Source organism: Sphingobium sp. (assembly GCF_048594625.1).
Classification (GTDB): Bacteria; Pseudomonadota; Alphaproteobacteria; order Sphingomonadales; family Sphingomonadaceae; genus Sphingobium.
In genome coordinates this window covers 1-13,911 of the sequence record NZ_JBMDWL010000124.1, presented here as the reverse complement: position 1 = coordinate 13,911, position 13,911 = coordinate 1, and the positions used below count along the sequence as shown (strand labels likewise).

General features: G+C 63.2%; 11 protein-coding genes and 1 pseudogene. 4 read left to right on the top strand and 8 right to left on the bottom strand.

Annotated features, from left to right (window positions below; genetic code table 11):
- Window positions 1-1,968 (bottom strand): excinuclease ABC subunit UvrB (gene uvrB, locus ACOJSJ_RS15985; RefSeq protein ID WP_420145959.1); only part of this gene is annotated, 1,968 nt, incomplete at its 3' end.
- Window positions 1,969-2,129: 161 nt separating this feature from the next.
- Between uvrB and ACOJSJ_RS15980 the strand changes: the two genes are divergently transcribed.
- The 3 genes from ACOJSJ_RS15980 (at window position 2,130) to ACOJSJ_RS15970 (ending at window position 3,580) form a co-directional block, all read left to right on the top strand.
- Complete coding sequence (locus ACOJSJ_RS15980; protein WP_420145962.1) at window positions 2,130-2,690, top strand: DUF3617 domain-containing protein; 561 nt, start codon at window positions 2,130-2,132, stop codon at window positions 2,688-2,690.
- A gap of 12 nt (window positions 2,691-2,702) precedes the next feature.
- Window positions 2,703-2,978: an HNH endonuclease gene (locus ACOJSJ_RS15975; RefSeq protein ID WP_420145958.1), complete on the top strand. Its 276-nt coding sequence runs from the start codon at window positions 2,703-2,705 to the stop codon at window positions 2,976-2,978.
- Window positions 2,979-3,085: 107 nt separating this feature from the next.
- Window positions 3,086-3,580: a DUF3617 domain-containing protein gene (locus ACOJSJ_RS15970; protein WP_420145961.1), complete on the top strand. Its 495-nt coding sequence runs from the start codon at window positions 3,086-3,088 to the stop codon at window positions 3,578-3,580.
- Window positions 3,581-3,716: 136 nt separating this feature from the next.
- Here ACOJSJ_RS15970 and ACOJSJ_RS15965 read toward each other — a convergent pair whose 3' ends face one another.
- The 7 genes and pseudogenes from ACOJSJ_RS15965 to ACOJSJ_RS15935 form a co-directional block, all read right to left on the bottom strand.
- A complete protein-coding gene (locus ACOJSJ_RS15965; RefSeq protein ID WP_420145957.1) occupies window positions 3,717-4,934 on the bottom strand; it encodes an MBL fold metallo-hydrolase in 1,218 nt (405 codons plus the stop codon).
- A 272-nt stretch (window positions 4,935-5,206) separates the two neighbouring features.
- On the bottom strand, window positions 5,207-6,568 hold the full coding sequence (locus ACOJSJ_RS15960) for a methyl-accepting chemotaxis protein (protein ID WP_420145960.1): 1,362 nt from the start codon (window positions 6,566-6,568) through the stop codon (window positions 5,207-5,209).
- A gap of 98 nt (window positions 6,569-6,666) precedes the next feature.
- Window positions 6,667-7,584: a DMT family transporter gene (locus ACOJSJ_RS15955; RefSeq protein WP_420145956.1), complete on the bottom strand. Its 918-nt coding sequence runs from the start codon at window positions 7,582-7,584 to the stop codon at window positions 6,667-6,669.
- Between the two features lie 30 nt (window positions 7,585-7,614).
- The gene (locus ACOJSJ_RS15950; protein WP_420145955.1) at window positions 7,615-8,673 is read right to left on the bottom strand and encodes a DUF3667 domain-containing protein; all 1,059 of its coding nucleotides are present in this window, start codon (window positions 8,671-8,673) and stop codon (window positions 7,615-7,617) included.
- Between the two features lie 84 nt (window positions 8,674-8,757).
- Window positions 8,758-8,992, bottom strand: a pseudogene (locus ACOJSJ_RS15945) (hypothetical protein).
- Window positions 8,993-9,104: 112 nt separating this feature from the next.
- A complete protein-coding gene (locus ACOJSJ_RS15940; protein ID WP_420145954.1) occupies window positions 9,105-10,625 on the bottom strand; it encodes a fumarate hydratase in 1,521 nt (506 codons plus the stop codon).
- A 117-nt stretch (window positions 10,626-10,742) separates the two neighbouring features.
- The gene (locus tag ACOJSJ_RS15935) at window positions 10,743-11,387 is read right to left on the bottom strand and encodes a glutathione S-transferase family protein (protein ID WP_420145953.1); all 645 of its coding nucleotides are present in this window, start codon (window positions 11,385-11,387) and stop codon (window positions 10,743-10,745) included.
- A gap of 523 nt (window positions 11,388-11,910) precedes the next feature.
- Here ACOJSJ_RS15935 and ACOJSJ_RS15930 point away from each other — a divergent pair.
- A complete protein-coding gene (locus ACOJSJ_RS15930) occupies window positions 11,911-13,845 on the top strand; it encodes a ribonucleoside-diphosphate reductase subunit alpha (RefSeq protein WP_420145952.1) in 1,935 nt (644 codons plus the stop codon).
- Window positions 13,846-13,911: the final 66 nt, after the last annotated feature.

Here is a 13,911-nt window from a genome sequence, read left to right as displayed (position 1 = left end):
ATAGGCGCGCAGGTTATGGCCGACGAGGTGCGGCCTGTCCTCCAGCCACGTTTCGACCGTGACCTGATCCTTGCTCGCCACATGGGCGATGATGTCGCCAATATTGCGCTTGATCGTGGTCGGCGTGATGCCGTGCTCCAGGTTATAGGCCTCCTGCTTTTCCCGCCGCCGCGATGTTTCGTTCAGCGCGCGCTCCATCGATCCGGTGATGCGGTCGGCATAGAGGATCACGCGCCCTTCCACATTGCGCGCCGCGCGGCCGATCGTCTGGATCAGCGATGTTTCGGACCGCAGAAACCCTTCCTTGTCCGCGTCGAGGATCGCCACCAGCCCGCATTCGGGAATGTCCAGCCCTTCGCGCAGCAGGTTGATGCCGATCAGCACGTCATAGACGCCAAGGCGCAGGTCGCGGATCAACTCGATACGCTCCAGCGTTTCGACGTCCGAGTGCATGTAGCGCACCTTGATCCCCGCCTCATGCATGAACTCGGTCAGATCCTCAGCCATCCGCTTGGTCAGGGTGGTGACGAGCGTACGATAACCCTGCGCCGCCACCTTGCGGCATTCGTTGATCAGGTCGTCGACCTGATCCTCCACCGGCTTGATCTCGACCGGCGGGTCGATGAGGCCGGTGGGGCGGATCACCTGTTCGCTGAACACCCCGCCCGTCTGCTCCATTTCCCACGGGCCGGGGGTGGCGGATACGCTGACCGTCTGCGGCCGCATCGCATCCCATTCGTTGAAGCGCAGCGGGCGATTGTCGATGCAGCTGGGCAGGCGGAACCCATATTCGGCCAGCGTGATCTTGCGCCGGTGGTCGCCCCGCGCCATCGCACCGATCTGCGGCACGGTCTGGTGGCTTTCGTCCACGAACAGCACCGCATTTTCGGGCAGATATTCGAACAGGGTCGGCGGCGGTTCGCCGGGCAGGCGGCCGGTCAGGAAACGGCTGTAATTTTCGATTCCCGCGCAACTGCCCGTCGCGGCGATCATCTCCAGATCGAAATTGGTCCGCTGCTCCAGCCGCTGCGCCTCCAGCAGCTTGCCTTCCTCGACCAGTTCCTTCAGCCGCTCGGTCAATTCGTGGCGGATCGCTTCCATCGCCTGCTTCAGCGTCGGGCCGGGCGTCACATGGTGGCTGTTGGGAAAGACCTTCACATAATCGAGGCTGGCCACCTTCTTTCCGGAAAGCGGATCGAATTCGACAATATCCTCGATCTCGTTGCCAAAGAAGCTGACGCGCCAGGCGGTGTCTTCATAATGCGACGGAAAGATTTCCAGATTGTCGCCCTTCACCCGGAAATTGCCGCGCGCAAAGCCCGCATCGTTGCGCTTATACTGGAGCGCGACCAGCTTGCGGATGATCTCCCGCTGATCCTCGATCCCGCCCTTCTTCATGGCAAAGGTCATCGCCGAATAGGTTTCGACCGACCCGATGCCATACAGGCAGGACACCGACGCCACGATGATCACGTCATCGCGTTCCAGCAGCGCGCGGGTGGCCGAATGGCGCATCCGGTCGATGCTCTCGTTTACGCTCGACTCCTTCTCGATATAGGTGTCGGACCGCGCGACATAGGCTTCGGGCTGGTAATAGTCGTAATAGCTGACGAAATATTCGACCGCGTTGTCGGGGAAGAAGCTTTTGAACTCCCCGTAAAGCTGCGCCGCCAATATCTTGTTGGGCGCCAGGATCAGCGCGGGCCGCTGCAACGCTTCGATTGTCTTGGCCATGGTGAAGGTCTTGCCGGAACCGGTGACGCCCAGCAGCACCTGATCCTTTTCGCCATCCTTCGCCGCCGCCACCAGTTCGGCGATCGCGGTCGGCTGGTCGCCCGACGGTTCATAGTCGCTGACCAGCGTGAAAGGCCTGCCGCCCTCGCTCTTTTCGGGCCGCGCGGGGCGATGCGGGACAAAGGCATCCCCGGTTTCCGGTTCATCGAGCGTGGTGCGGATCTGGATCGACATGGGACGAATATGGGGTTTCTTGGCAGCAGCGCAATTGCGACGGACCATATTCAATGGATATGAACAAATAAAGAACAAAACTCTTTTGCGTGACCGTCATTGATCCGGCGCGCGACGTGGTTATCTTTTGGGATAAGGGCAATGATACAGGGAGGACCATGATGCGCCGGACACTCATCACGCTTGCGCTTCTGGCGGCACTGGCCGCCTGCAACGACAAGGCTGGAGAGATCGCCGCCACCGATGCCATGAGCAAGCAGGCGGTGAAGGATGAAGTCGACAAGGTCCAGCTTCGCCCCGGCCAGTGGGAAGGGCGCTTTACCGTGCAGAATATCGATATGCCCCAAATGCCCGCCGTCGCGAAAGAGCAAATGAAGCAGGCGATGGGCGCGACCATCCTCAAATATTGCGTCACGCCAGAGCAGGCGGCGAATCCCAGCGGCGAGATGTTTTCAGGTCAGGAAAATAAAGACTGCACCTATGCTGGGTTCGAGGCGAAAGGCGGCAAGGTGAAGGGCCAAATATCGTGCAAGGCGCCCAATGGCGGGACGATGAACGCCGCCATGTCCGGCAGTTATGCGCCTGAAAGCTATAGCATCGCCATGGACATGAAGATGGAGGGCGGCGCGCCTGCGACGCCCGGCACGCCGGATATGCGACACATGGCCATCGCCGCCACATCGCAGGCAAAATGGATCGGCCCCAACTGCGCGAAACCCTGATCCCACTCTTTCATGGCTGACGCATCGCCATGCTGGCTGTGCGGCCGCGCGCTCGGACGGCGCATCGAATGGCATCACCCCCTGCCCAAAAGCCGGGGCGGGCGCGCCGTGGTGCCGCTCCACCCCATCTGTCATCGCACCATCCATGCGACACTGACCAATGCGGATCTGGCGCGCGCCTATGCGGATCGCGACGCCCTGCGCGCGCATGCCGACATTGCCCGCTTCATCCTGTGGGTGGCGGGCAAGCCGCCCGATTTCCATGCGCCCACGCGGCGTCGGCGATAATCGCGGACCGGCCCGATCTTTCCGCTTGCGCTTTGGCGGCGGCGGGTAGAGCCTTCGCGTCCATAGGCCATAAGGCCGGAAAAAGGGATGAGGATATGCGGATGAAGATGCGCGCGGCGTTGCCCCTGTGTTTGACGTTCGGCCTTGCCGCCTGCGGCAGCGAACCGACGCCCCCGCCACAGGCCGAAGAAGCGCCGGTCGTGCTGAAGGCAGGGGAATGGGCGATCACGCGCAGGACGACGGGTTACAACACCCCCACCGTCACCCCGGCCGAATATCAGCAGGCGCTCAAGCAGATTGGCGAGGACAAGCTGTGCATCGCCGTCGATGCGCAGGGCATCCCCGCCGCCGACGCGCTGGCGGGCAAGGAGGGCACGGCCTGTACCTATAAGGACAGGATGATCCGCAAGGGGCGGCTGATCGCCACCCTGTCCTGCACCGCCGGGGCGGGCACGTCCGACATCGTGGTGGAGGGCAATTATACCGCCGACACGCTGACGCTGGGCACCACCATGACGAAGATGCAGGGGGGCAAACCCGTTCTGCGCACCACCCATGATGTCACGGGCAAGCGTCTGGGCGACTGCCCCGCCGCATCCTGACGCGCAGCGACATGATCCAGCCGGGCCGGGCGCGAAGGCCGCCGATGCCCTCGCGCCCGGCCTGTGAATAATCCTGTGGATTATCCCTTGGCAGGCACGTGGACTGGCTGGGGATGACCTGTGGATAAGTTGTGGATCATTCCAGCGCGCGGATCGCCCGTTCGTCGCATGTCTTCGCGCCGACCGGCACCGGGCTGACGGTCGGCACCATCAGCGACTGGCCGATGCGCAGCGGGGCGAAACGCCTGCGCTCTATCCCCTCGCATCGCAGCGCCAGTTCCAGCATGCGCGGCGGCGTGTCCCATTGTTCATAGGACAGGCGGAACGTGCCCCAATGGATGGGGATGGCGGTCGACGCGCCCAGCCGCCTGAACACCTCCACCGCCTGCAACGGCCCGATATGTGCGTCCGACTGCATCTGCCCTTTCCAGAAACGGAACGCGCCGATCGGGATCAGCGCCAGCCGGATCGGGCCATAGCGTCGCGCTTCATAAGGCCATCCCATGTCGCCCGCGCCGGTATCGCCCGCAAAGAAGATGTTGCCCGCCCGCGTTTCGATGACGAAACTGGACCATAGCGCGCGGTTGCGGTCGGTGCCCCAGCGGCTGCCCCAATGATGGTTGCGGGTCACATGGACGCGATAATCGGGGCAATGTTCGTAATTGCCGCACTGGATCACCGCCTGCGGGGCAAGGCCATTCAGCGCCGCGCCGCTCACCGACTGACCCCAATCGATCGCGGTGGCGGGAATGCCCTGCGCCTTCAGGATCGCGTCATTGCCCAGGCTGGTGACGATTTTCGGCCGATCCCGCTCCCAAAGCCTTCTGAGCGTAGGCAGGTCCATATGGTCGTAATGATTGTGGCTGATGACGATCAGGTCGATCTTTGGCAGTTCGTCAAAGCGGATGCCCGGCTGCGCGACGCGTTTGGGCCCCAGCGGCGGCAGCGGGCTGGCATGGTCGGACCAGATCGGATCGGTCAGGATGTTGAGGCCCGCCGCCTGCACCAGCACAGTCGCATGGCCGACCCATGTCGCCACCATTCCGCGCGGCGCTGCAAAGGGGGCGGGGCGGGCAGGCTTGACCGCAATGGCGATGGGCCATGCGGGGCGGTCGTCCTGCCCCAGCAGCCAGCGCGCGATAAAGCCCTGACGGCTGGTACCGGGCGGCGCGGGCGTATCGATTTCGCCATCGGGATTATGGAAATGCGCGCCGTCATAATGGCGGCTGACCGGCCCGTCATAATAGATGCGGTCCAGAAAAGGCGGCACGATGGTGATGGCCAGGCACAGCGCGACGACCGTGAACAGGATCGCGATGCCCACGCCCCTGACTATGCTGACAAGGCGATCCATGGCTGCTCCCGATTGCGACATGTGCGGGACATAGCGCATGGGGGGTAAGGGGCAAGGGGGCGGTCGTTATGGGTGGGCAGGCGGCAGGCTTGCTTCCGGCGTTTACGCCACGGTGACCGACGCTGCCATATCCGTCATGCCAGCGCAGGCCGGCATCTCAGGCAACGACGCGCAACGCCTGTTCAAAGCCGACCCCGCCCGCGCTGAGGCTCCAACCTCAGGCTGGGGTAATGGCGCATGTCAGCCCCGCGCCGCCCGCGATCCCCGACCGGTCAACCCTGATCCTGATAGGCCATCTGGAGTATGCCCCAATGGCGGCCCTTCACATGGATGGACGCGATCACCTGTTTCAGCAGGATGACGTCGCCCTGTGCGGTCAGGCGGCGATAGGCCTTGATGCAGAAAGGCTGGGTGATCTTCGCCTGCTCGCGGGTGTCGGGGAAATCGAATATCACGCCCTGTCGCGCATATTCCATATTCCATTCCTCCTGGCCCGGCCGCTGTTGCTGGGCGCGCTCGGGCATGGCCACCGCGCCATAGGCGTTGCGGTCGGTAAAGGTCATGCCGAACAGGCCGGGGAAGCCGCGCGCCCGTTCCTGCGCCGCGCGGGCGGCGGGCATCATCGCGGTCTGCACCGGATGGGTATAGAGCGGCGGGTTGGTGCCCATGACGGGCACATAATAGTCGCTGAAAATCTCCGCCTCGCTGACTTCGCGGGCATCGATGGCGCGCTCGATCGCGCGGCTGACCTGCTCGGCGCTCTCCAGGCTGAAGCGGATATAGGGAGAATCGGGAATGTCGACGCCGCTTTCGGCCAGATATTGCAGCAGTTCGTTGGTGTCGTCGCTGGCGGTCGATACCCGGCCCGACAGGCGTTGCAGGCCGTCGGCATTGTCGCTCGACGTGCTGGCCAGCGCCGACAGGCCGCTGCGTATCTCGCCGGCCGAACCGACCATCGACGTGATGCGACAGGCCATCGCCTCGCTATTGGACGACAGCCCCTGCATCAGCGTGCCCAGCCGCTCCACCAGCGTTTCGATATTCTTCGTGTCGTTCAGCGCGGTGCGCGCCGTCTGCGCGCCATGAGTGATGCTGTCCAGCATGCCCCCCGCTTCGCCCGTCAGCGCGGCGATCGACTGTTCGATCGTGTGGGTCGCGGTGGCGGTTTCCTGCGCCAGCTTCTTCACTTCGGCGGCCACCACGGCAAAGCCGCGCCCCGCATCGCCCGCGCGCGCCGCTTCGATCGTGGCGTTCAGCGCCAGCAAATTGGTCTGGCTGGCGATGCCGCTGATGACGCTGGTCACATGGGCCACGGTCTTCAATGCTTCGCCAAATCCGTCCAGCCGCGCATGGATGCGGCTCACCTGTTCGATCAGGTCGACGAAATTGCCGTTGGCGGTGGACAGCTGACGCCCCGAATCATCGATGATCGCGCGGGCGGCGACCGCCTGTTCGCGCGCCTCCTGCCCGGCCATCGACACGCTGTCGCCATCGCGCGACAGTTGCGCGGCGGCACCGCTGATCGCCTCGATCGTGTGCGCCTGTTGCGTCACGCGGTCGGCCAGTTCGCTGATGTCTGCCTGAAGGTCGAGCGTGCGGATGCCCAGGTCGCCGGACAATTTGGCGACCTTCATCACCGCTCTGGCGACGTTGTTTTCGATTAGCGCTGCTTTTTCCACGAAGGGGGTGGTTACTGTACCATGGTAAAATAAGGGTTAGCGATCCGCCCCGTTCATAAAGATCCCGTCAACGCCAGCGCCACGCCGCTCACCACCAGCACCAGCCCCGCTGCCTCGCTGCGCCGCATCTTTTCCTTCAGGTAGAAATGGCCGAACGCCATGGTGAAGGCGACCTCGATCTGCCCCACGATCCGCACCAGCGCGACCGGCGCGGTGGCAAATCCGGTGAACCAGCAGGCGCTGCCCAGTGCGGACAACAGCCCTACCTGACCCGACACCCGCCAACTGTCCAGCACCCGGCGCATTTCGCCCGGTTCGCGCAGCATCAGCCACGCGCCCTGCATCGCCGTCTGGATCAGCACTGTCACCACCAGCACCAGCAAAGCCGCCAGAATGCGGTCGTCGCCGCCCACGGTCTGGGTCGCGCGGCGGATGCCGATGGCGGTCAATGCAAAGAAAAAGCCGGACGCGATCCCGGTCAGCGCGGCAGGCTGTGCCAGCGCGCGCAGAAAATCGCCCGGTCCCATCCGCCTGCCGCCGGTGGACAGGATCATCACCCCCATCACGCCGCAGCCGATCCCCGCCCATGCCAGCGGATGCAGCCGTTCGCCCATCAGCAGAAAGGATAATATGGCGCCCTGCACCGCCTCGGTCTTCGAATAAGCGGTGCCGACGACGAAGTTGCGGTGCCTGAACGCCATGATCAACAGGTTGGTGGCGATGATCTGGGCCAGCCCGCCCGCGATGCAGAATGGCAGGAACAGCGGCCCGAAACCGGGCAGCGGCGCGGGAAACAGCCACCGGTATCCGCTAAGCAGGATCAGGGCGAAAGGAATGCCGTACAGATAGCGGACAAGGCCTGCCGCATTGATCGACAGGCTGTCGCTGACGCGGCGCTGCACGGCGGTGCGCCACGCCTGCATCGCGCCAGCGATCAGCGTGGCCGGCAGCCATAGGGGGGACGTGATCATGCCGCCCCTATACAGGGCCGACGGTTCGCGTCACCCCAGCGACACGACCAATGTGAAGAACAGGGACAGCGATACGCAGGCAAAGCCGTACAACAGCGGCAGCCGCAGCAACGCCCCGCCGCGCGACAGGCCATAGCCGTCCTTGAACTGGCGATACATATGCCATGCGGCAAACAGGATCAGCGCCAGCGTCACCAGCCCGTTCGTCACATGCACCGCGTTCAGGATCATCGACAGGGAAAAGAGCAGCGACATGAATGCGATGCTGTAGGTGACGTACATGGCGTGGTCGTACATCTTGAACCGGCGACTGAACGGGAACAGCAACCACATGAAGGGCAGGGAAATCAGGATCAGCGCCCAGGAAAATTTATAGGCGTTGGCCTTCATCTTGTAATAGGCGAACTCAGGATTCTTCGCCGCCGCGCTCACCGCCTTACCCACGCTTTTCGCGATGCCGCCATTCACGCCTTCGCCGACCAGCGAATCGGTCAGCCCGCTCGCCAGCGACAGCGCCTTGCGTTCGGCCTGCGCATCGCTCAGTTCTTCGGTCATCGCCTCTTTGCGCGCGGCGGACAGGCCCGGTTGCGCCAGCGTCGCCGCGATCGCGCGGATATGGGCGTCGGCCTTCGCCTCTTCCTGTCGCAATTCGGCCTGCGCGGCGCGGTTCATGCGCACGCCCTGCACCGCATCTGTCGTCCCGCCATGGCTGGTCAGTGAAAAGACCGCGTACATCAGAAATGCGGAAAAGAGGAACAGCGCGAATGGCGACACGAATTTCGCCCGCTCGCCATGGATATAGCGCCGCGTCAGCCGCCCCGGCCGCAATGCCAGTTCGGGCAGGGTGGCCCAGATTTTTCCTTCGAAATGCAGCACCCCATGGGCCAGGTCGTGGCCGATCGCGGCAAAGCTGCGATGCAGATGCGCTGCCTGCCCGCAATGGCCGCAATAATGGTCGGACACCGCCGTCCCGCAATTCAGGCACGCGCCATGGCCACTGGCATGTGTTTCGCCATGGGCAGGCTCCACCGCCCGCGCCATCATGCCCCCGGTGACGACATCGCCCGCTGCTTCGATTTCCCCTGTCATGGGGCCGCAGCGTATCAGCGCAGTAGGACGCTCGCCACCCGTTTCATCGGCTGGTCCGCGGCAGGGCGGTCTGCTTGGAAATGGTCAGCTTGGCTTGGCGCGGGGGGCAAAGCCGTGGGACAGGGGCAATCGTCCCATCGTCCAGTTGGATTCCAGTCGCACCAGCGGATTGGGCGCGCACCGTATTTCGCCGCTGTCGGACAGGCCCGTAACCCAGATCAGATTATGTTCCTGCCATAATCGATGACGGCCAGGGCATAGCCCTTTCCCTTGCCTTCAATCGTGACGGGCAGGGCGGGTCGAGCTGGGCAAAGGACATGGGGCACACTCCGGCATGCAGGGTGCCGCAAACAATGCGGCGCGCGAACCGGAGTGCCCGGTGCGCGCGCCGTCTTGATCCGCATCAGTCAGATAGTCGGGAAAGGAGCGAATTATGCGCCTTCCAGCAGCTTCTCGCGCTTGATCTTTTCCTGCCACACCAGCGGGGCAAGGCGGTGGACATTCTGGCCTTCGCTATCGACGGCCACGGTGACGGGCATGTCCTCCACCGTGAATTCGTAGATGGCTTCCATGCCCAGATCCTCAAAGCCCACGACCTTGGCTTCCTTGATCGCGCGCGCGACGAGGTAGGCCGCGCCGCCGACCGCCATCAGATAGGCGCTCTTGTGCTTGGCGATGCTGTCGGTGGCGGCCGGGCCGCGTTCGGCCTTGCCGACGCAGGCGGCCAGCCCCTGTTCCAGCATCATGTCCATGAACTTGTCCATGCGGGTCGCGGTCGTCGGGCCAGCCGGGCCGACCACTTCGTCGCGCACCGGATCGACGGGGCCGACATAGTAAATCACGCGGCCCTTGAAATCGACCGGCAGGGTCTCGCCCTTTTCCAGCATGTCGGCGATACGCTTGTGCGCGGCGTCGCGGCCGGTCAGCATCTTGCCGTTCAGCAGCAGGCGGTCGCCATGCTTCCAGCTCTGGACGACTTCGGGCGTCAGCGTGTCGAGGTCGACGCGGATCGCTTCCTTGCTGGGCTTCCAATCGACCTGCGGCCATTCCGACAGCTTGGGCGTTTCCAGATAGGCGGGCCCGGACCCGTCCAGCGTGAAATGCGCATGGCGCGTTGCGGCGCAGTTCGGGATCATCGCCACGGGCTTGCCCGCCGCGTGGCAGGGATAGTCGTGGATCTTGATGTCCAGCACGGTGGCGAGGCCACCCAGACCCTGCGCGCCGATGCCCAGCGCATTGACCTTGTCGAACAGCTCGATACGCAGTTCCTCGATCTTGTTCTGCGGCCCGCGCGCCTTCAGCTCGCCCATGTCGATCGGGTCCATCAGGCTTTCCTTGGCCAGCGCCACGGCCTTTTCCGCCGTACCGCCGATGCCGATGCCCAGCATGCCGGGCGGGCACCAGCCCGCGCCCATCTGCGGCACCATGTCCAGCACCCAGTCGACGATCGAATCGCTGGGGTTCATCATCTTGAACTTGGTCTTGTTTTCCGACCCGCCGCCCTTGGCCGCGACGTCGATGACGACCTTGTTGCCCGGCACCATTTCCACGTTCAGCACGCAGGGCGTGTTGTCCTTGGTATTCTGACGCGAAAAGGCGGGGTCTTTCAGGATCGAAGCGCGCAACCGGTTTTCGGGGTTCAGATACGCCTTGCGCACACCGTCATCGATGATGTCCTGCATGGAGCGGCTATTATCGTCGAGCCGGCATTCCATGCCCCATTTGACGAAGACGTTGACGATGCCGGTGTCCTGACAGATCGGCCGGTGGCCTTCGGCGCACATGCGGCTGTTGGTCAGGATCTGGGCGATGGCGTCCTTGGCCGCCGGATTGGCTTCGGCTTCATAGGCCGTGCCCAGTGCCCGGATATAATCCATGGGGTGATAATAGCTGATATATTGCAGCGCGTCGGCGACGCTCTCAATGAGGTCGGCGGTCTTGATGATGGTCATCTACCCTGGTCCCTATCTCTTGCGGCCCGCTCCTGCACGGCGATGTCCTGCAAGGGGCAGCGGCTAGTCCCATATCCGCCGCAAGTCCAGTGAGACACGTTCGCAAAAGCAACTCGTCTATCCGTCGGCAAAAGGGAACATGTGCCACCAGGGCTGCTTGTCCTTCAGCACGCGGGCAAAGCTCGGCCGCGCCTCCAGCCGCTTCAGATAGGCAGACAGAATGGGATGCCCGTCGCCCAGCGGCACGATCCTGTCGGCGTAGAATAGCGCAGGCGCCGCCGCACAGTCGGCCAGCGTGAATGAATCGCCCGCCGCCCATGTGCGTCCCGCCATGCGCCGTTCCAGCATGGCATAGGCTTTGCCCAGCATGTCGCGTGCCTGCGCCACGCCATAGGGGTCGCGCTGTCCTTCCGGCCGCAGCCGGTCCGCGACCAGCGCCTGCATCGGCGTCATCACATAATTGTCGAACAATCGGTCCATCAGCCGCACGTCCAGCGCCGCGTCAGGATCGGCGGGGAAGGGGTGGAATGTGCCCGGCTCATGCTGTGCCAGATATTCGATGATGATGCCCGCTTCGCCGACGGTGGCGTTCCTGGCCGGATCGTGCAGCACCGGGAATTTGCCGATCGGCCACAAGGCCTGCCATTCCGCCGCCGCCGCGCCGTCCTCCAGCATTTTTGCGGTAAAGGACACGCCATTTTCATGGAAGGCGATCAGCACCTTCCAGCAATAGGATGACAGGGGGTGATAGTAGAGAATCATCGCTCCATCCTCTCCTTGGCCACTATATCTTGTGTCTGCGCTCCCGTCGGCCGATCCGGGCCGCTGCCGCGCGAACGCCGCGACGACAATTTTTCGATGCTTCATTTAGACCTTCGTCGGAAAATCCGTGGCAAGCATTTTTTATTTTTTATGTCGTGCGAACCCCCTTGCCTTTTGCGGGGGCAAGGCAACTCCGCGCGTCGCCCGTGACGCTGTCGGCGAAGCGACTCATTTTATCGACCGGCCGTTTCATCATCCTGTCATGTGACGGTGATTCTCGCCGATTTGGCTCTTGATCCGGTCAAGGGTTGGATGCACTATCTATGGTATCGGGTAAACAGGGGTCACCCAACAGATTGTGATTGCGCGCCGGGCATGCGTCCGGCGTCGGGAGGGCTTTTGTCCCCGCAATTGCTCGGTTGGGCCTGTTTTTGTGCCGATATTATGCGGTTGGTGATAGGATGCGCGACTCGTCGTGCCCCGCTTGACCGAATCGAACGGAACAGGAACATCGGGGGTTCGAATGGATTTTCGAGACAGTGGACAAGGTGGCAGCGACGTGGCGACGGTAATGGACGATCTGGTGGAAGAAACGAAGGCTGATCCGACCGCCGTGGAAGCGAAGGCGCAGCAGGCGCCGCTCACCTCCTCGACCGTACTGGCGCGCCGTTTCCCGGTGACGACCGATGCGTCGCGCGACGCGCTGCTGACGGAATTCGGCAAGGAAACGCTGAACGACCGCTATCTGCTGCCCGGCGAAAGCTATCAGGATCTCTTCGCGCGCGTCGCGGCCGCCTATTCGGACGATGCCGATCATGCGCAGCGCGTCTACGACTATATTTCGAAACTGTGGTTCATGCCCGCCACGCCCGTCCTGTCGAACGGCGGCACCGGTCGCGGCCTGCCGATCAGCTGCTATCTGAACTCGGTGGACGACAGCCTGGAAGGCATCGTCAACACCTGGAACGAAAATGTCTGGCTCGCCTCGCGCGGGGGCGGCATCGGCACCTATTGGGGCGCGGTGCGCGGCATCGGCGAACCGGTCGGTCTGAATGGCAAGACCAGCGGCATCATCCCCTTCGTTCGCGTGATGGACAGCCTCACCCTCGCCATTTCGCAGGGTTCGCTGCGTCGCGGGTCTGCCGCCTGCTATCTCGACGTATCGCACCCGGAAATCGAGGAATTCCTGGAAATCCGCAAGACGTCCGGCGACTTCAACCGCAAGGCGCTGAACCTGCACCATGGCGTGCTGCTGACCGACGAGTTCATGGAAGCCGTGCGCGACGGCGCCGACTTCAACCTGCGCAGCCCCAAGGATCAGTCCGTGCGCGGCACCGTCAACGCTCGCGCCCTGTTCCAGAAGCTGGTCGAAGTGCGTCTGGCCACCGGCGAACCCTATATCGTGTTCAGCGACACGGTGAACCGCATGATGCCCAAGCATCATCGCGAACTGGGCCTCAAGGTGTCGACGTCGAACCTCTGTTCGGAAATCACCCTGCCGACCGGCACCGATCATCTCGGCAACGACCGCACGGCCGTCTGCTGCCTGTCGTCGATGAACCTCGAAACCTGGGACGAATGGAAGGATCATCCGACCTTCGCGGAAGACATCATGCGCTTCCTCGACAACGTGCTTCAGGACTATATCGACCGCGCCCCGCCCGAAATGGCGCGCGCCAAATATAGCGCGATGCGCGAACGGTCGGTCGGCCTTGGCGTCATGGGTTTCCACAGCTTCCTTCAGGCGCGCTCCATCCCGTTCGAAGGCGCGATGGCCAAATCGTGGAACCTGCGCATCTTCAAGCATATCAATGCCAAGGTGAACGAGGCATCGATGCTGCTCGCCCATGAACGCGGCCCGTGCCCGGACGCCGCCGATCAGGGCGTGATGGAACGGTTCAGCTGCAAGATGGCGATCGCGCCCACCGCGTCGATCTCTATCATCTGCGGCGGCACTTCGGCCTGTATCGAACCGATCCCGGCGAACATCTACACGCACAAGACCCTGTCGGGCAGCTTCTCGGTCAAGAATCCCTATCTGGAAAAGCTGCTGGTGGCCAAGGCCAAGGACAGCAGCGCCGTGTGGAACTCGATCCTGGAACGCGGCGGCTCGGTCCAGCATCTCGACTTCCTGACCCAGGAAGAAAAGGATGTGTTCAAGACCAGCTTCGAAATCGACCAGCGCTGGCTGCTCGAACTGGCGGCAGACCGCACGCCCTTCATCGATCAGGCGCAGTCGCTGAACCTGTTCATCCCGGCCGACGTGGAAAAATGGGATCTGCTCATGCTCCACTTCCGCGCATGGGAACTGGGCATCAAGTCGCTTTATTATCTGCGCTCGAAGTCGGTCCAGCGCGCGGGCTTCGCGGGCGGCGTGGAAGCCGACAACACGATCGACGCGCCCAAATTCCAGATCGGCGAAACCACCGACTATGACGAGTGCCTCGCCTGTCAGTGATTTCAGTTAGCCGTCACCCCAGCGAAAGCTGGGGTCGCAGGCTGTAAAGGCGCCACTCAAAGTTGG

Bases quoted from the DNA above. Each gene is read 5' to 3' on its own strand.
- ACOJSJ_RS15955 (WP_420145956.1), bottom strand. From the start codon at position 7,584: ATGATCACGTCCCCCCTATGGCTGCCGGCCACGCTGATCGCTGGCGCG.
- ACOJSJ_RS15950 (WP_420145955.1), bottom strand. From the start codon at position 8,673: ATGACAGGGGAAATCGAAGCAGCGGGCGATGTCGTCACCGGGGGCATG.
- ACOJSJ_RS15975 (WP_420145958.1), top strand. From the start codon at position 2,703: ATGGCTGACGCATCGCCATGCTGGCTGTGCGGCCGCGCGCTCGGACGG.
- ACOJSJ_RS15930 (WP_420145952.1), top strand. From the start codon at position 11,911: ATGGATTTTCGAGACAGTGGACAAGGTGGCAGCGACGTGGCGACGGTA.
- ACOJSJ_RS15960 (WP_420145960.1), bottom strand. From the start codon at position 6,568: ATGAAGGTCGCCAAATTGTCCGGCGACCTGGGCATCCGCACGCTCGAC.
- ACOJSJ_RS15940 (WP_420145954.1), bottom strand. From the start codon at position 10,625: ATGACCATCATCAAGACCGCCGACCTCATTGAGAGCGTCGCCGACGCG.
- ACOJSJ_RS15965 (WP_420145957.1), bottom strand. From the start codon at position 4,934: ATGGATCGCCTTGTCAGCATAGTCAGGGGCGTGGGCATCGCGATCCTG.
- ACOJSJ_RS15980 (WP_420145962.1), top strand. From the start codon at position 2,130: ATGCGCCGGACACTCATCACGCTTGCGCTTCTGGCGGCACTGGCCGCC.
- ACOJSJ_RS15935 (WP_420145953.1), bottom strand. From the start codon at position 11,387: ATGATTCTCTACTATCACCCCCTGTCATCCTATTGCTGGAAGGTGCTG.
- ACOJSJ_RS15970 (WP_420145961.1), top strand. From the start codon at position 3,086: ATGCGCGCGGCGTTGCCCCTGTGTTTGACGTTCGGCCTTGCCGCCTGC.